Here is a 17,021-nt window from a genome sequence, read left to right as displayed (position 1 = left end):
GGCAAGCGCCCGTCAGACGTAGCGCACTTCCAGGATTTCATATTCCTTCACGCCCGACGGCGCTTCCACCGCCACCACGTCGCCGGCGCTCTTGCCGATCAATGCGCGCGCAATGGGCGAGGTCACGGAGACTTTCGACTCCTTGATGTCGGCTTCGTCCAGGCCGACGATCTGGTAGGTCACCTTCTCGCCGCTGTCCAGGTTTTCCAGGTCCACGGTGGCGGCGAACACCACGCGGCCATCCGCGCTCAGTTCGGCCGGGTCGACGATCTGGGCCGCGCCCAGCTTGCCTTCCAGGTCGGCGATGCGGCCTTCGATGAAGGACTGGCGCTCCTTGGCGGATTCGTATTCGGCGTTTTCCGACAGGTCGCCCTGCGCGCGCGCCTCGGCGATCGCGTTGATGACTTCGGGACGATCTTTGGATTTCAAACGTTGCAACTCTTCTTTCAGAAGTGCCGCGCCACGCTTGGTAAGGGGAACTGTGCTCATAGGTCTCTTGCTCAAGGTTAGGGAAGTCCGGAAAACGCAGGCAAGGTCCACCGGCGGGATTGCAAACGCAAAAGGAGGACTCCGTCGCGCATGGGGCAACCGGGCGTCATCTTTGCGGGAACAATCTTCACTGATGAACGGAACGCTGCTGCAGAAGTTCCGTCAGCTCTTCAACTACGCGCGCGCCCGACTCAGAGCCGCTAACAAAATACCGTCGTCCGGCCCGGCGCGAAGCCAGCGCGGCGGCGGGATTTTGTTAGCGGCCCCCGGACGGATCTGCCCTGCAACATTGAACATGTTGTGGCCGCAGGGAGCCGTCCCGCGAGTCGCTAACAAAAAACCGCCGGAGGCATGTGGGCCTGTGGCCAGGCCCGCCGGTCTTTTGTTAGCGACTCTAAAAGTCAGAGAGGGCATCGATTGCTCAGATGCCCTCTGCGCTTGCCAGCGTCAATCATTCAATTCCAGCCGGCAATCCAACGTGTTGTGGGTTTAGTGTATAGCTTTATGCAGGCCTTGTAAATCGTAGACGTCCAGCTTGTCCAGATGGCGCATGCCCTCCACCGCAGCCTCCGCGCCGGCAATGGTGGTGAAGGTGGTCACGCGCGCGGCCAGGGCCGAGGTGCGGATCGCGCCGGAGTCGGCGATCGCGTTGCGCTTTTCCTCAACGGTGTTCACCACCAGGGCGATCTCGTTGTTCTTCACCATGTCGACGATGTGCGGACGGCCCTCGACCACCTTGTTGACGGTGGTCACCGGGATGCCGGCGGCGCCGATGGCAGCCGCGGTGCCCTTGGTCGCCACCACCGAGAAGCCCAGCGCGACCAGGTCGCGCGCCACTTGCACGGCGCGCGGCTTGTCGTTGTTCTTCACCGACAGGAACACCTTGCCCGAGGTCGGCAGCTTGACGCCGGCGCCCATCTGCGACTTCACGAAGGCTTCGCCGAAGGTCTTGCCCACGCCCATGACTTCGCCGGTCGACTTCATCTCGGGGCCGAGGATGGTGTCCACGCCCGGGAACTTGACGAACGGGAACACGGCTTCCTTGACGCTGTAGTACGGCGGCACCACCTCGCCCTTGATGCCCTGGCTGTCCAGCGACTGGCCGACCATGCAGCGCGCGGCGATCTTGGCCAGCTGCAGGCCGGTGGCCTTGGAAACGAAGGGCACGGTGCGCGAGGCGCGCGGATTCACTTCCAGCACGAACACGGTGTCGACCGTCTTGCCGTCGACTTCGTTCTGCTGGATCGCGAACTGCACGTTCATCAGGCCGACCACGTTCAGGCCGCGGGCCATGGCGGCGGTCTGGCGCTTCAGTTCTTCGATGGTGTCCTTGGACAGCGAGTACGGCGGCAGCGAGCAGGCCGAGTCGCCCGAGTGCACGCCGGCCTGTTCGATGTGTTCCATCACGCCGCCGATGAAGGTGCGCTGGCCGTCGGACAGGCAGTCCACGTCCACTTCGATGGCGTCGTTCAGGAAGCGGTCCAGCAGCACCGGCGAATCGTGCGAGACCTTCACCGCTTCGCGCATGTAGCGTTCCAGGTCGCGCTGTTCGTGCACGATTTCCATCGCGCGGCCGCCCAGCACGTAGGAGGGGCGAACCACCAGCGGGTAGCCGATTTCCTGCGCCAGGCGCAGCGCGTCGGCTTCGGTACGGGCGGTGCGGTTGGGCGGCTGGCGCAGGCCCAGGTCCTGCAGCAGCTTCTGGAAACGCTCGCGATCTTCGGCGGCGTCGATCATGTCCGGCGAGGTGCCGACGATGGGCACGCCGTTGGCTTCCAGGTCCAGCGCCAGCTTCAGCGGGGTCTGGCCGCCGTACTGGACGATCACGCCGACCGGCTTTTCCTTGTCGACGATTTCCAGCACGTCTTCCAGGGTCACCGGCTCGAAGTACAGGCGGTCGGAGGTGTCGTAGTCGGTCGAGACGGTTTCCGGGTTGCAGTTGACCATGATGGTTTCATAGCCGTCGTCGCGCATCGCCAGCGCCGCGTGCACGCAGCAGTAGTCGAACTCGATGCCCTGGCCGATGCGGTTCGGACCGCCGCCCAGCACCATGATCTTCTTCTTGTCGGTGGGATTGGACTCGCACTCTTCGTCGTAGGTCGAATACATGTAGGCGGTGTCGGTCGAGAACTCGCCGGCGCAGGTATCGACGCGCTTGAACACCGGGCGCACGCCCAGCTTCTTGCGCTGCTCGCGCACGGCGGTGTCGGTGGTCTTCAACAGCTTGGCCAGGCGACGATCCGAGAAGCCCTTCTGCTTCAACTGGAACAGCGTGGCCTTGTCCAGCGACTCCAGGGAGACATCCTTCTCCAGCCACAGCTCGATGTCGACGATCTCCTTGATCTGCGACAGGAACCACGGGTCGATGTGGGTCAGGCCGTGCACTTCTTCCAGCGAGAAACCTTGCGCGAAGGCGTCGCCCACGTACCAGATGCGGTCCGGTCCGGGTTCGCCCAGCTCTTCCTCGATGGTCTCGCGGTCGGTGGTCTTCTCGTTCATGCCGTCCACGCCGACTTCCAGGCCGCGCAGGGCTTTCTGGAAGGATTCCTGGAAGGTGCGGCCGATGGCCATCACTTCGCCCACCGATTTCATCTGGGTGGTCAGGTGCTTGTCGGCCTGCGGGAATTTCTCGAACGTGAAACGCGGGATCTTGGTCACGACGTAGTCGATCGACGGCTCGAAGGACGCCGGCGTGGCGCCCCCGGTGATCTCGTTGCGCAGCTCGTCGAGCGTGAAGCCCACGGCCAGCTTGGCGGCGATCTTGGCGATCGGGAAGCCGGTGGCCTTGGAGGCCAGCGCCGAGGAGCGCGACACGCGCGGGTTCATCTCGATGACGATCATGCGGCCGTCCTTCGGGTTCACCGAGAACTGCACGTTGGAGCCGCCGGTGTCGACGCCGATTTCACGCAGCACCGCCAGCGAGGCGTTGCGCATGATCTGGTATTCCTTGTCGGTCAGCGTCTGCGCCGGCGCGACGGTGATCGAGTCGCCGGTGTGCACGCCCATCGGGTCGAGGTTCTCGATCGAGCACACGATGATGCAGTTGTCCGCCTTGTCGCGCACCACTTCCATCTCGTATTCCTTCCAGCCGATCAGCGATTCCTCGATCAGCAGTTCGGAGGTCGGCGAGGCTTCCAGGCCGCGCTTGCAGATGGTTTCGAATTCCTCGGCGTTGTAGGCGATGCCGCCGCCGGTGCCGCCCATGGTGAAGGACGGGCGGATGATGACCGGGAAGCCGAGCGTCTTCTGCACCGCCCACGATTCGTCCATGGTGTGCGACACGCCCGAGCGGGCCGAACCCAGACCGATCTTGGTCATGGCGTCCTTGAACTTGGAGCGGTCCTCGGCCTTGTCGATGGCTTCCGGCGTGGCGCCGATCAGTTCGACCTTGTACTTGTCCAGCACGCCGTGACGGTGCAGGTCCAGCGCGCAGTTCAGCGCGGTCTGGCCGCCCATGGTCGGCAGGATGGCGTCCGGCTTTTCCTTGGCGATGATGCGCTCCACCGCCTGCCAGGTGATCGGCTCGATGTAGGTGGCGTCGGCCATCTCCGGGTCGGTCATGATGGTGGCCGGGTTGCTGTTGACCAGGATGACCTTGAAGCCCTCTTCGCGCAGGGCCTTGCAGGCCTGTGCGCCGGAGTAGTCGAACTCACAGGCCTGGCCGATGATGATCGGGCCGGCGCCAATGATCAGGATGCTTTTAATGTCAGTACGCTTAGGCATTTTGTTTCTTCTCCATCATCGCCACGAACTTGTCGAACAGGGGGGCGATGTCATGCGGTCCAGGGGATGCTTCGGGGTGACCCTGGAAGCAGAAAGCAGGCTTGTCGGTGCGCTCGAAACCTTGCAGCGAGCCGTCGAACAGCGAGACGTGGGTGACGCGGCAGTTGGCCGGCAGGGTCGCCTGGTCCACGGCGAAGCCGTGGTTCTGCGAGGTGATCATCACCTGCTTGCTGTCCAGGTCCTGCACCGGGTGGTTGGCGCCGTGGTGGCCGAACTTCATCTTCAGCGTCTTGGCGCCGGACGCCAGCGCCATGATCTGGTGACCCAGGCAGATGCCGAAGGTCGGGATGCCGCGCTCGATCAGTTCCCTGGACGCCGCGATCGCGTAGTCGCAGGGTTCCGGGTCGCCGGGACCGTTGGACAGGAAGATGCCGTCCGGATTCAGGGCCAGCGCCTCGGCGGCGGTGGCTTGCGCCGGCAGCACGGTGACCTTGCAGCCGCGCTCGGCCAGCATGCGCAGGATGTTGAACTTGACGCCGTAGTCGAACGCCACCACGTGGAACTTGGGAGTGATCTGCTGGCCGTAGCCGCGGCCCAGGCGCCATTCGGTTTCGGTCCAGTTATAGGACTTCTTGGTCGACACGACCTTGGCCAGGTCCATGCCCGCCAGGCCGGGGAAGGCGCGCGCCAGCTCCAGCGCCTTGGCGGCGGCGGCCGCGCTGTCGGCCTCGCCTGCCACGATGGCGCCGTTCTGGGCGCCCTTCTCGCGCAGGATGCGGGTCAGCTTGCGGGTATCGATGCCGGCGATGGAGACGATGTTGCTTTCTTTCAGGTAATCCGAGAGCGATTGCTGGCTGCGGAAGTTCGACAGCAGGCGCGGCAGGTCCTTGATGATCAGGCCGGCGGCGTGGATCTGCGAAGCTTCGACGTCTTCACGGTTCACGCCCGTGTTGCCGATGTGCGGATAAGTGAGGGTGACGATCTGGCGGCTGTAGCTGGGATCGGTCAGGATTTCCTGGTAACCGGTCATGGCCGTGTTGAACACCACTTCGCCAGTGGTATTGCCTGCGGCGCCGATGGAAAATCCTTGGAAGACAGACCCGTCTGCTAGCGCGAGGACGGCCGGGATCGCGGGACCGGAAAGAAGAGGCAGCAAGGGTAACTCCTGAGATGTTACCGCCGCGGCTGGATGACCGGAAGATCCTTGGCGCGCCGAACCGGCCGGCGCAAACACCCCGACTCATTCGGTACGGGAGCTGGCTTCTGGCCTGTAAGGAACGAGGTGGAGAGTGGGTATGCGCTACGGCGGAATTAAATTGGCTAAACCGCGTAATTATAGCGCAAGAGGCTCCCTCCGGCAAATCCAGGATCGCCGAAAGTTGCCGCAAGATGCGCTCCGATGAGCGCAATAAGCGGGATTCGCCGGCCAGGCGCGGCCTGCCGGCGAAGCGGGAAGATTACAGGCCCAGGGCGGCGATGCCGGCCTTGCCGATCTGCACGTCTTCCGAGGACTTCACGCCCGAAACGCCGATGGCGCCGACCACGTGACCGTCGACCACGATGGGCACGCCGCCTTCCAGCATGCCTTCCAGGCCGGGCGCGCTCAGGAACGAGAAGCGGCCGTTGTTGATCAGGTCTTCGTAGATCTTGCTTTCGCGACGACCGAGGGCGGCGGTGCGCGCCTTGCCCGGGGCGATCTGCGAGGAGATCGGGGCGGCGCCGTCCAGGCGCTGCAGCCACAGCAGGTGGCCGCCGTCGTCGACGATGGCGATCACCACGTTCCACTTGTTGGCCTTGGCCTCGGCTTCAGCGCCGGCGGCGATCTTCTTCACGTCGTCGAGCGTCAGGAATGGTTTGGTTTGCATGCTTGCTCCGGTGTGCACAAAAAATTGAACGCTGATTGTACGGCGAGAAAGCCAATTTGGCACCCAGCTCGTCGGTGAGAGTTTTTAAAGCGACCCGCGCCGCCGCCCTTCCGTAAATTATTTAGCCGAAAAAAATTTCCGCCCCCTGTAGGAAAAACACTTACTGGGAGATGCCATCAAAAGGGCCGATTTTGCCCCGGGAAACCCGTAATTGTTACAAATTACCCCGGAATTAGCTTTTGACAGCAAGTAAGAATTCGCTTACAGTCCCGCAATCCTACTTTGCGAGAGGATCTTGATGACCCAGCGCCGATCTGACCGACTCCGACGACACACCGCTCGTGCGTGTGCGCTCGCGGCCGGACTCCTGATCAGCGCGCAGGCCTTCTCCGCCGACCTCTCCCTGGCGGCGCAGGATCTCCCCGCCCCCCAGGCAACATCCCCGCAAGCCCAGCTGCTCATCAGCAAGACCAACCTGGCCATCGCGCGCCTGCAAGACATCACCAACCGCGCGTCCGAACTGGCAACCCAGGCCCTGGCCATGCTGGGCATCAACTATCGCTACGGCGGCAACACTCCCGATACCGGCCTGGATTGCAGCGGCCTGGTGCGCTACGTCTTCAAGGAAGCGTGGGGCACCGAGCTGCCCCGCACCTCGCTGGAGATCTCCCGCGTGGGCGAAAAGATCGGCAAGGACAACCTGCAACCGGGCGACCTGGTGTTCTACAACACCCTGCGCCGCGGTTTCTCCCACGTCGGCATTTACCTGGGCGACGGCAAGTTCATCCACTCGCCCTCCTCCGGCGGCCAGGTCCGCATCGAGAGCATGGATGAATCCTACTGGAAGAAGCGTTTCAACGGCGCGCGCCGCATCGCCGCCGATGAGGAAGAAGGCAAGTAAGCTTGCGCCCGATTGAAAAAGCCGCCATCAGGCGGCTTTTTTCATTTCGTCCGTTGATCCAAACGGATCTCCGATGGAGAGCCTTCCGCTCGGACTGAGCAGCCGCAACGCGGCGTCTCGAAGGCGCTCCCTGCGCCCATCAATTTCCCGCCATCGCCTTCAGCTTGCGCTTGATCTCCGGCATGGCCAGCATTGCCGCCTGCTCGCCGGCCAGGATCGCCACGTTGCGGCTGGCGAAGTCACTACCCTTCATCGCGCCCAGCACCGGCTGCAGCACGATGTCGGCGTTCTTGAGTTCGTACTGGTTGATGGTCTGGCCCATGATGGCGAAGGTTTGCAGCAGCACGTCCACCGAACTGGATGAGGCCTGCGCCTCCGGCTGCGCCGAGATGTTGACCGCAATCACGAAGTCCGCCCCCATCTGCCGCGCGAAGCGCACCGGCACCGGCGCCACCAGGCCGCCGTCCACGTAATAGTGCTCGCCGATCTTCACCGACTGGAACACGCCCGGCACCGCCGACGAGGCGCGCACCGCGATGCCCGGATTGCCGCGCTGGAACAGGATGGGCTGGCCGGTCTTGAGGTCGGTCGCCACGGCGCCGAACGGAATCTTGAATTTCTCGATGGGCAGGTTGTTCAGGGTCCGGTTCACGTAGTTCTGCACGCCCTCGCCCTTGAGCACGCCCGCCACCTTGGCGAAGAACGGCACCGACCAGTCCGAGATGGTGGCCTCATCCATCGCCAGCGCCAGCTTCTGCAGCGCGAAGCCGTCGTTGCCGGCGGCGTACATCGCGCCCACCAGGCTGCCGGCGCTGGTGCCGGCCACGATATCGGCGTCGATGCCCTGCGACTCCAGCGCCTTGATCACGCCGATATGCGCGAAGCCGCGCGCCGCGCCGCCGCCCAGGGCCAGCCCGATGCGGACTTTCTTCGGGCTGGGCGCGACCGGCGTCGGCGCGGTGGCGACCGTTTCGGCAGGCTTGCCGTCGGCAGGGCCCGGCAGCCAGGCGGTGGTGCCGCAAGCGGTCAGCAGGAAGGTGGAGGCGAAAACGGCAAAAGCCGTGCGGCGAAACGAAAAGCGCATGGGCTGGAAATAATGGTCGGGTGAAAACATGGGCGCGGGATGGCGTGACATTCTACTGCAAGCCCGGCGCCGGCCGGGGAGCTCCGCCCACTGGTGTAGAATGCGCGCCCGGCCCAAGCGACAACGATGCCCCCCAATTCCCCATGAATATCGTCATCAACGAAGAACTGCAAAAGTACATCGATCCCCTCACGCCCAACGAATACGCCTCGCTGGAGCGCAGCCTGCTGGCTGAAGGCTGCCGCGACGCGCTGGTGCTGTGGGGCGAGGTGCTGGTGGACGGCCACAATCGCTACGAGATCTGCAGCAAGTACGACCTGCCCTTCCAGACCGTGCAGAACGACAGTTTCAAGTCGCTCGACGACGTGCTGCTGTGGATGATCGACAACCAGCTCGGCCGCCGCAGCGTCTCCGATTTCCAGCGCGGCATGCTGGCGCTGCGCAAGCGCGACATCATGGCTGCCCGCACCAAGGCCGTGCCCAAGCCGGCCAGGGCGGACGACGCCCCGGCCGCCGATGCAGCGGGCGAAGCCGCGCCGGACGCCGCCCCCGCCGACGCGGGCGACCCGCCCTGGCACGCCGACGACACCACCGGCCCGATCAAGACGCGCCAGGACATCGCGCGCGCCGCCGGCATCAGCAGCGCCACCATCGGCCAGATCGACCGCATCCGCAAGAGCGCGGCGCCGGAGCTGGTGGAAGCGGTGCGCGCCGGCACCATCTCGATCAATGCCGCCGCCGCGGTCGCCTCGCTGCCCAGCCAGGACCAGGTCAGCGCGGTAGCCGGCGGCAAGAAGGAATTGCGCGAGGCCGCCAAGAAGGTGCGCGAACAGAAGGCCGCCACCCGCACCCCGCGCGCGCCCAAGGCGGATGACGGCGAGACGGCCGGCGAGGCCATCCCGCTGGTCGAAGGCCAGGAGAACGAACTCTCGGCGACCCTGCGCCGCGAGATCGCCGCGCTGCAAGGCCGCGTCGCGCAGCTCACCCAGGAAAACCAGGGACTGCGCGCGGAACTGGCCCTGCTCAAGGGCTCCGAGGCCTGAAGCCGAAGAGCGCCGCACCGTGCCCACCTTCACCCTCGCCGCGCGCGCCGAGATCGAACTCGAGATCCGCAAGAGCCGCTTCATCGGCATCGTGATGCCGGTGGAAGGGCGCGAGGCGGCGCTGCAGGAAGTGGAGCGCATGCGCGCGGCCCATCGCGGCGCCACCCACGTGTGCTGGGCGCTGATGGCGGGCGGCCAGTCCGGCATGTCGGACGACGGCGAACCCTCCGGCACAGCCGGGCGCCCCATGCTGGAGGTGCTGCGCCACCATGAACTCGACGGCGTGCTGGCGATGGTGGTGCGCTACTACGGCGGCATCAAGCTGGGCGCGGGCGGCCTGGTGCGCGCCTACACCGATGCCGTGGCCAGCGCGCTGAAGAACGCCGAGCGCACCGAACGCGTGGCCCAGGCGGAGATCGAGATCGGCATCGTCTACGCGGCCGAACCGCAACTGCGCCACTGGCTGGCCCAGCACAAGTACGAGCTGCTCGAGAGCCGCCACGACGCGCTGGCGCACCTGCGGCTGCGCTTGCCGCAAGCGCAGCTCGATCAGGCCGAGGAAGCCATCCGCCGCGTGGCCTCGAACGCCTCGATCAAGCGCATCATCTGATCCATGCGCTCGCGGCGCCGTCCTTCGTCCCGCGCCGGCGGACGCGCCCACAGCTGATCGAACTCGGCCACCAGCAGGTGGTATTGGATCTCGTCCAGTTCAGCATGCATCCCCATCCTCCCTGTATTGCGCCTATCGCCCTCAACGCGACCGCGCCAGGCCCGCTGCCAAGGCCGGCGCCAGCGCAAACGCCGCAAACAGCACCGCGGCCGCCTGCTGCGCCCCGGCGACGCCGCCCGGCGCGCCCAGCCCGGCTGCATTGGCGGTCAGTCCGGCCAGCGCCGCGCCGACCGCCATCGCGTACAACTGCACGGTGGTGACCGCGGCCGAGGTCAGGTTCTCCTCGCCCGGATTGGCCGCGCGCATGGCGCGCTCGATCAGGTGCGGCCAGGCCAGTCCGATACCCAGGCCCGCGGCTGCCAGCGCAATCGCGATGGCGGCGTCGGCCGCCGCGCCGGTCCCCAGCCATGTGCCGGGCAACAGCAGCGCAAGCGCCGCCAGGCCCGACGTCATCAGAAGCGGACCGAGGCGCACGACGCGCTCGGCGCCCGAACCGGCGCGGCCCGAACTGAGCAGCGATCCTGCACTCCAGCCGCCGGCCATGGCGGCGGTCATGTAACCCGCGCCCAGCGGCTGGTAGCCGTGCAGGATCTGCAGGAAGTACGGCACGAAGATCTCGGTGCAGCTGCCGATCACCAGCAGCGCCACGCAAGCAAACACCTTGCCCATCGCCGAGCCCGGCGCATAGCCGCTGCGCGGCAGCAGGCTGACGCGATGGCGCAGGTCGATGCGCATCACCAGCCAGCCCAGCAATACACCGCCGCCCACGCAGGCCGCCGCCAGCCAGGCCGCATCGGTTTGCGCCGCCAGCGCCATCAGCAGGACCGAGCCGGCCAGCAGCAGGATGCGGCCCAGCGGCATGGCGGCGTCGACCGGCTGCACCGCCCTGACCGAACGCGGCCCCAGTTGCGCCGCCACCAGCGCGGCCTGCACCAGCAGCAAGGGCGCCAGCGCCCAGAACGCCATCCGCCAATGCCCGCCGGCGGCGAACAGGCCGCCCACCGCCGGCCCCAGCAAGGTGGAGATGCCCCACATGCCCGACTCCAGCGCAATCGCGCGCGACCACAGGCGCTGCTCGAACACCAGGGGAATCAGCGCGTAGCCCAGCCCCGCCAACAGGCCGCCGCCCACGCCCTGCACCGCGCGGCCGGCCAGCATGGCGGCCATGCTGCCGGCCGCGGCGCACACCAGCGCGCCGGCGCCGAACACCGCCAGCGCCAGCAGGTAGGTGCGGCGCGCCCCGAGCGCGGCGAGCAGCTTGTTGGTCAAGGTGGAGCCGATGATGGAAGTCACCACGAACAGGGTCACGTTCCACGCGTAATAGTCGAGGCCGCCGATGTCGCGCACCACCGACGGCAGGATGGTGGTGACGATGTGCACGTTGATCGCGTGCAGCGCGATGCCGCCGGTCAGCGCCACCGCCCGCAGGCCGTTGCGCCCGCTCAGCAGTTCGCCCCAGGAGGCGGCCGGCGCGGCTTGATGCCGCGCAATGTCCGTGGTGGAGCCGGGCTTGCTCATTGCTTGTCCTTCGCTTCAGGTTGGCCGGAACCCGCGTTCGACATTTGGCCGGAGCGGGGATAATATGCAAGCAGTCGTTTGCTTATTTAACCGGAATGGTAATGCGCCTTCATGAATATAACAAGTAAACACTTGGAAAATGAATCTCCTGCCGGGCCAGGCATGGCCGGCCCCTCCACGCCCGAGCGCATCCTCTTCCGCCTCAAGACGCGCGGCCCGACCGCCACCGCCGAGCTGGCGCGCGAGCTCGGCATGACGGCCGAGGCGGCGCGCCAGCAGGTGCAGAAGCTGGCGGCCGAGGGCCTGATCGCCGGTCGCCAGGCCGATGCTGCGGCAGGCACGGTCGCGCGCGCCGGCCGGCCGCGCCAGGATTGGGACCTCACCGCCGCCGGTCACGCCCGCTTCCCCGATTCCCACGCGCAGCTGACGGTGCAGCTGATCGGCTCGATCCGCCACCTGTTCGGCGAAACAGGCATGGACAAGCTGATCGCCCAGCGCGAGGAAGAGATGCGCGCCGACTACCAGCGTCACTGCGCCCCCATCGCCTCGCTGCCCAGGAAGCTGGAAAAACTGGCCGAGATCCGCAGCGCCGAGGGCTACATGGCGCGTGTGGAAAAGGATGGGAAGGACTGGCTGCTGGTGGAAGACCACTGCCCCATCTGCGCCGCCGCGCACAGCTGCCAGGGTTTCTGCCGCTCGGAGCTGCAGCTCTTCCGCGAGGTGGTGGGCGACGAGGCCAGCGTCGAACGCGAGGAGCACCTGCCGGCGGGAGGCCGGCGCTGCGTCTACCGCATCACCCGCATCTGAACATTCCGCCCAAGCAGGATTGACGTCGCCGCATTCACGTAATAATATAAGTTACATGAAACGCAGCGACCGCCTATCGATTGCCCTGCACATCCTGTTGCACATGGGCCAGCGCCCCGACGCGCCGATGACCTCGGAAGAGATCGCCGGCTGGGTCGGCACCAATCCCGTCGTCATCCGCCGCACCTTCGCCGGGCTGCGCGAGGCCGGCATCGTCGCCTCCACCAAGGGGCACGGCGGCGGCTGGTCGCTGGCGCGACCTATGGATGAGATCAGCCTGCATGAAGTCCAGCAGGCGCTGGGCGAACGGCTGGTGACCCTGGGCGCGCGCGAGGAGTCGCCCGGCTGCCTGGTCGAGATCGCCGTCAACCGCGCGCTCGACGAGGTGATGGAGCAAGCCAACCGCATCCTCGATGAACGCCTGGCCGGCATCACGCTGGCCTCGCTGGCCCGTGACGTCGGGCCGCGTTTCCACCAGTGGCAGCCGCCGCCGCACTGAGCGGCCCTGCCCTTTCCCCTGCCGCATTCCATTTCCGCGCCTTGCCGCACCAGGCGCGCGGGCGTCTTCGCGCCCGCATTTTTGAAAGGAGTTTTCCATGCACTACGATGTCATCGTCGTCGGCGCCAGCTTCGCCGGCGCATCGGCCGCCATGCAGCTGGCGCGCGCCCGCCGCAAGATCCTCTTGATCGACGCCGGCAGCCCGCGCAACCGCTACGCCGAGGCCTCGCACGGCTTCCTCGGGCAGGACGGCACGCCGCCGCACGAGATCATGGCGATCGCGGTGCAGCAGCTGATGGCCTATCCGAACTTCGAACTGGCGGTGGCCTACGCCGAGCACGCCGCCGCCGATGCGCAAGGCGTGAGCGTCACGGTGGAGGGCGGCCGCCGCTTCCAGGCGCGCCGCCTGATCCTGGCCACCGGCGTGCGCGACGAGCTGCCGCCCATCCCCGGCCTGCAGGAGCGCTGGGGCAAGACCGCGATCCACTGTCCTTATTGCCACGGCTACGAAGTGCGCGACCGCAAGCTGGGCGTGATCGCCACCACGCCGCTGTCGGCGCACCAGGGCATCATGCTGCCGGACTGGGGGCCGACCACCTACTTCACGCAAGGCCAGTTCGAACCGGAAGAGGCGGAGCTCAGGCAGATGCAAAAGCGCGGCACGGCGATCGAACGCACGCCGGTGGTGGAGATCCTCGGCGAGGCGCCGGAGATCGAGGCGGTGCGCCTGGCCGACGGCCGCGCGCTGGAACTGGGCGCGGTGTTCGTCGGCCCGCGCGTACACATGTCCAGCCCGCTGGCCATGCAGCTGGGCTGCGCCTTCGAGCAGGGAGCGATGGGGCCCTACATCCGCACCGACGAGATGCGCCAGACCTCGGTGCCCAACGTGTTGGCCGCCGGCGACGCCGCCATGGCCTTCCACAACGGCACCATGGCCTCGGCCTCGGGCGTGATGGCCGGCGTCAGCGCGCATCGTTCGCTGATCATGGAATAAGTCCACGCTCCAATAAAAAAGAGCACCCGCGGGTGCTCTTTTTTCAATTGCGGCCGGCTCAGCTTTTGAGCACCGCCGCCATCGCCTCGGCCACCCGCGCCACGTTGCCGTCGTTCAGGCCGGCCACGCAGATGCGGCCGGTGGCGATCGCGTACACGCCGAACTCGTCGCGCAGGCGATCCACCTGGGCCGCGGAGAGACCGGTGTAGCCGAACATGCCGTGCTGGCGCAGCAGGAAGGAGAAGTCCTGCTCCGGCGCCGCCGTCTTGAGCTGCGCCGCCAGCTTGCCGCGCATGTCGCGCACGCGCAGGCGCATCTCTTCCACCTCGGCGCGCCATTGCGCGGCCAGCGCGGCGTCCGACAGCACGCGCGCCACCAGCAGCGCGCCATGCATCGGCGGACTGGAATAGTTGCGGCGCACGGTCAGCTTCAGCTGGCCGAGCACGTTGGCGGCCTGGCCCGGCTGCGGGCAGAACACCGACAACGCGCCGACGCGCTCGCTGTAGAGCGAGAAGATCTTGGAGAAGGAATTGCTGAGGAAGAAGGCGATGCCGCGCCGCACGCATTCGCGCACCGGCCAGATGTCGGCGTCGAGGCTCTCGGCGAACCCCTGGTAGGCCAGGTCGAAGAACGGCAGCAGGCCGCGCTGTTCGAGCACGCCGACGATCCGCTCCCACTGCTCGCGCGTGGGATCGACGCCGGTCGGGTTGTGGCAGCACGGGTGCAGCAGCACCACTGCGCCCCTGGGCAGGGAGTCGATCTTCGCCAGCATGGCGTCGAAGGCCAGGCCCTTGGTCTGCGCGTCGTAGTAGGGATAGCGTTCGGTCTTGAAACCGGCGCCCTCGAAGATGCCGATGTGGTTGTCCCAGGTCGGATCCGGGATCCACACCGTGGGCTGCGGGAAGAAGCGCGCGATCAGGTCCGCGCCCACCTTCAGCGCGCCGGATCCGCCCAGGGTCTGGACGATGGCCAGGTGCTCCGGCGCCGGCAGCTCGCGGCCGAACAACAGCTGCGCCACCGCCTTGCGGTAGCCGCCGTGCCCTTCCATGGGCAGGTAGACGTAGGGCGTGGTGGCCTGCGCGACCTCGGCCGCCGCCGCGCGCACCGAGGGCAGCACCGGCACGACGCCCTGGCCATCGGTGTAGATGCCGATGCTGAGGTTGACCTTGCCGGCGCGCTCGTCGCGCTGGAACACTTCCATCAGGCTGAGGATGGGGTCGCCGGCATACGGCGGAAGATGGGAAAACATGGATGGCTCTCGGAAACGGTGACGGTCAAGCCGCTATGTTAGCGCGTCGCGCGGAAAAACTCCCGGCAACGCCATCCATACATGCGCGCCGCTAAGCCTTGGCCATCGCCGCCGCCGCGTCGCGCTCGTCGATCGGGAAATGCAGCAGCGCCGCCATCACCCCGGCCACGAAGGTCGCGCCCCACAGCAGCGTGTACGATCCGGTCAGGTCCAGCGCCAGCCCGCCCAGCCAGGCCCCGAGGAAGGAACCCAGCTGATGGCTCAGGAAGCACACGCCGAACAGCGTTCCCATGTGGCGCGTGCCGAAGATGCGCGCCACCAGCCCGCTGGTGAGCGGCACCGTGCCCAGCCAGGTCAGCCCCATCACGGCGGCGAACAGGGTCACCGACAGCTCGCTCTTGGGCAGCACGAAGAACAGGCCGATGGCGGCGCTGCGCACGAGATACAGCCAGCCCAGCACATGCTGCTGGCGAAAGCGTCCGCCGAGCCAGCCGCAGGTCCAGCTGCCGGCCATGTTGAACAGCCCGATCAGCGCCAGCGCCGTGGCCGCCAACCCCATCGGCATGTGGCACAGCTCCAGGTAGCCGGGCAAGTGGGTGGCGATGAAGGCGAGCTGGAAACCGCAGGCGAAGAAGCCGGCCGTCAGCAGCCGGTAGCCGCGGTGGCGGCAAGCCTGCGCCACCACCGCGCGCAGGGAAAACCCCAGGCCGGCATCATCCGCCGCGCCCGCGACGCCCGACGGCGCGCGCCGTCCCAGCGCCAGCCCCAGCGGCGCCGTCGCCGCCACCAGCGCGGCCAGCGCCAGCAGCGCCACGGTGATGCCGGCGCTTGAACGCATGCCCTGCACCAGCGGCACCATCAGTACCTGGCCCAGCGAGCCGCCGGCGCTGGCCAATCCCAGCGCCATGCTGCGCCGCTGCGGCGCGACGTTGCGCCCGACCGCGGTCAGCACCACGCCAAAGCTGGTGCAGCTGATGCCCACGCCGATGAACACGCCCATGCCCAGCGCCAGCATCCAGCCGCTGGAGGCCAGCGCCGTCATGGCCAGCCCGACGCCATAGGCCAGCGCGCCGAAGGCCACTACCGGCGCCGGCCCCCAGCGGTCGGTGGCGGCCCCGGCCAGCGGCTGAGCGAACCCCCACACCAGGTTGTGCAAGGCGATGGCAAAGGCGATCAGGGTGACCGGCAGGCCGTAGTCGTACGACAGCGGGCTGATGAACAACCCGAAGGTCTGGCGCGATCCCAGCGCCATGCTCATGACCACGGCGCCGGCGGCGATGATCAGGTAGGTCTTGCGGGACGAAAGAGGAATGGATGGCGAAGGCATGGCGCGGGCCCGAAGCTGGTCGAACCGCCATTGAAACGCCGCGCGGGATCGGCTTCAAACGAGATTTGCGCGCGCTGGCATGCGCGCCGCGCATGCGAAAAAAAACAGCGGCCGCAACCGCTGTTTTTGCTGCCGCGCCGGCGCTTACTGCTGGCCCAGCTCGCGGTACAGCTCGTTGGCGCGCGTCAGGTGAGCGCGCATCGCCTCGGCGGCGGCGGCGCCGTCATGCGCGGCGATGGCGTCGACGATGCGCTGGTGCTCGGCCAGGGTCAGCTCCTCGGCGCCGGGAGCACGCACCAGCGTGGTGTAGAACTCGCTGGCCCAGCGGAACATCGATTCGACGATCGAGGGGAAAATGGGATTGCCGCTGATGTCTGCGATCTCGCGGTGGAAGGCCATGTCGCGCTCGATGAACTCTTCCAGGTTGACCATCGAGGCGCGGTGCTCGGCGATGGCCTGGCGCAACCTGGCGACCTGCTCCTCGGTGGCGCGCTCGGCGGCCATGCGGGCGGTGCTGGTTTCCAGGAAGACGCGCGCTTCCTTCATGTGCCTGAGCATGTCGGGCTTGGTGCGCAGCAGGTGCTGCGCGCCGGCGGCGATCTGCGCAATCAGGCGCTCGGCGGTCGGGTCGACCACGCGGGCGCGCTCGCCGTGAGCGATCTCGACGAAGCCGGAACGCTCCATCGCCTGCAAGGCCTCGCGCACTGCGGGGCGGCCCACGCCGTATTGCTCCATGAGTTCGCGCTCGGACGGCAGTTGCGATCCCGGTGGGAAATCGCCGCCGTGGATGCGTTCCATGAGGCGTTCCAACACTTCCTGGTATAGCTTGCGTCGCTGTATCGGTTCCGGCAT

At 66.9% G+C, this 17,021-nt stretch carries 16 protein-coding genes; 6 read left to right on the top strand and 10 right to left on the bottom strand.

The features are described from left to right. Nucleotides 1–12: 12 nt before the first annotated feature. The 4 genes from greA to Herbaro_RS05735 all read right to left on the bottom strand — a co-directional run bounded on the left by greA (nt 13) and on the right by Herbaro_RS05735 (nt 6,077). Nucleotides 13–489, bottom strand: a complete 477-nt coding sequence (greA, locus tag Herbaro_RS05750) for a transcription elongation factor GreA (RefSeq protein ID WP_275012872.1) — start codon at nt 487–489, stop codon at nt 13–15. 489 nt (nt 490–978) lie between these two features. Continuing rightward, nucleotides 979–4,212 (bottom strand): carbamoyl-phosphate synthase large subunit, encoded by a 3,234-nt coding sequence (carB, locus tag Herbaro_RS05745; RefSeq protein WP_275012871.1) that lies wholly within the window; start codon nt 4,210–4,212, stop codon nt 979–981. Next, complete coding sequence (carA, locus tag Herbaro_RS05740; protein WP_275012870.1) at nt 4,205–5,368, bottom strand: glutamine-hydrolyzing carbamoyl-phosphate synthase small subunit; 1,164 nt, start codon at nt 5,366–5,368, stop codon at nt 4,205–4,207. Before carA ends, carB begins: the two co-directional genes overlap by 8 nt. A gap of 301 nt (nt 5,369–5,669) precedes the next feature. Beyond that, the gene (locus Herbaro_RS05735) at nt 5,670–6,077 is read right to left on the bottom strand and encodes a GlcG/HbpS family heme-binding protein (RefSeq protein ID WP_275012869.1); all 408 of its coding nucleotides are present in this window, start codon (nt 6,075–6,077) and stop codon (nt 5,670–5,672) included. Nucleotides 6,078–6,375: 298 nt separating this feature from the next. On the opposite strand from Herbaro_RS05735, the gene Herbaro_RS05730 reads away from it, so the two are divergent. Further along, nucleotides 6,376–6,978 (top strand): C40 family peptidase, encoded by a 603-nt coding sequence (locus Herbaro_RS05730; protein WP_275012868.1) that lies wholly within the window; start codon nt 6,376–6,378, stop codon nt 6,976–6,978. 139 nt (nt 6,979–7,117) lie between these two features. On the opposite strand, the gene Herbaro_RS05725 is transcribed toward Herbaro_RS05730, so the two are convergent. Beyond that, on the bottom strand, nt 7,118–8,062 hold the full coding sequence (locus tag Herbaro_RS05725) for a patatin-like phospholipase family protein (protein WP_275013970.1): 945 nt from the start codon (nt 8,060–8,062) through the stop codon (nt 7,118–7,120). 143 nt (nt 8,063–8,205) lie between these two features. Here Herbaro_RS05725 and Herbaro_RS05720 point away from each other — a divergent pair, with 143 nt between their 5' ends. Together Herbaro_RS05720 and Herbaro_RS05715 are read left to right on the top strand one after the other, a co-directional pair. Beyond that, on the top strand, nt 8,206–9,105 hold the full coding sequence (locus tag Herbaro_RS05720; RefSeq protein WP_275012867.1) for a hypothetical protein: 900 nt from the start codon (nt 8,206–8,208) through the stop codon (nt 9,103–9,105). Between the two features lie 19 nt (nt 9,106–9,124). Next, on the top strand, nt 9,125–9,715 hold the full coding sequence (locus Herbaro_RS05715) for an IMPACT family protein (protein WP_275012866.1): 591 nt from the start codon (nt 9,125–9,127) through the stop codon (nt 9,713–9,715). Here the strand turns inward: Herbaro_RS05715 and Herbaro_RS05710 are convergent. Together Herbaro_RS05710 and Herbaro_RS05705 are read right to left on the bottom strand one after the other, a co-directional pair. Next, nucleotides 9,655–9,825 carry a hypothetical protein gene (locus tag Herbaro_RS05710; RefSeq protein ID WP_275012865.1) on the bottom strand — a complete coding sequence of 57 codons (171 nt, stop codon included), beginning with the start codon at nt 9,823–9,825 and terminating at the stop codon, nt 9,655–9,657. The genes Herbaro_RS05715 and Herbaro_RS05710 overlap by 61 nt on opposite strands. A 31-nt stretch (nt 9,826–9,856) precedes the next feature. Next, a complete protein-coding gene (locus Herbaro_RS05705) occupies nt 9,857–11,293 on the bottom strand; it encodes an MFS transporter (protein ID WP_275012864.1) in 1,437 nt (478 codons plus the stop codon). Between the two features lie 162 nt (nt 11,294–11,455). Between Herbaro_RS05705 and Herbaro_RS05700 the strand changes: the two genes are divergently transcribed. The 3 genes from Herbaro_RS05700 to Herbaro_RS05690 all read left to right on the top strand — a co-directional run bounded on the left by Herbaro_RS05700 (nt 11,456) and on the right by Herbaro_RS05690 (nt 13,593). Further along, entirely contained in the window at nt 11,456–12,100 is a 645-nt protein-coding gene (locus tag Herbaro_RS05700; RefSeq protein WP_275012863.1) for a helix-turn-helix transcriptional regulator, read from the top strand. Between the two features lie 55 nt (nt 12,101–12,155). Beyond that, nucleotides 12,156–12,599: an Rrf2 family transcriptional regulator gene (locus Herbaro_RS05695; protein ID WP_275012862.1), complete on the top strand. Its 444-nt coding sequence runs from the start codon at nt 12,156–12,158 to the stop codon at nt 12,597–12,599. Between the two features lie 97 nt (nt 12,600–12,696). Next, complete coding sequence (locus Herbaro_RS05690) at nt 12,697–13,593, top strand: NAD(P)/FAD-dependent oxidoreductase (protein WP_275012861.1); 897 nt, start codon at nt 12,697–12,699, stop codon at nt 13,591–13,593. A gap of 58 nt (nt 13,594–13,651) precedes the next feature. Here the strand turns inward: Herbaro_RS05690 and Herbaro_RS05685 are convergent, their stop codons facing one another. The 3 genes from Herbaro_RS05685 to Herbaro_RS05675 all read right to left on the bottom strand — a co-directional run bounded on the left by Herbaro_RS05685 (nt 13,652) and on the right by Herbaro_RS05675 (nt 17,021). Beyond that, the gene (locus Herbaro_RS05685) at nt 13,652–14,842 is read right to left on the bottom strand and encodes an amino acid aminotransferase (RefSeq protein WP_275012860.1); all 1,191 of its coding nucleotides are present in this window, start codon (nt 14,840–14,842) and stop codon (nt 13,652–13,654) included. A 91-nt stretch (nt 14,843–14,933) separates the two neighbouring features. Then, nucleotides 14,934–16,169: an MFS transporter gene (locus Herbaro_RS05680; protein WP_275012859.1), complete on the bottom strand. Its 1,236-nt coding sequence runs from the start codon at nt 16,167–16,169 to the stop codon at nt 14,934–14,936. 144 nt (nt 16,170–16,313) lie between these two features. Beyond that, the gene (locus Herbaro_RS05675; RefSeq protein ID WP_275012858.1) at nt 16,314–17,021 is read right to left on the bottom strand and encodes a transcriptional regulator NanR; all 708 of its coding nucleotides are present in this window, start codon (nt 17,019–17,021) and stop codon (nt 16,314–16,316) included.

The sequence above is a fragment of the Herbaspirillum sp. WKF16 genome (assembly GCF_028993615.1).
Lineage (GTDB): Bacteria > Pseudomonadota > Gammaproteobacteria > Burkholderiales > Burkholderiaceae_D > Herbaspirillum.
The sequence above is the reverse complement of the archived record's forward strand: the minus strand, read 5'-3'. Positions and strand labels throughout refer to the sequence as shown.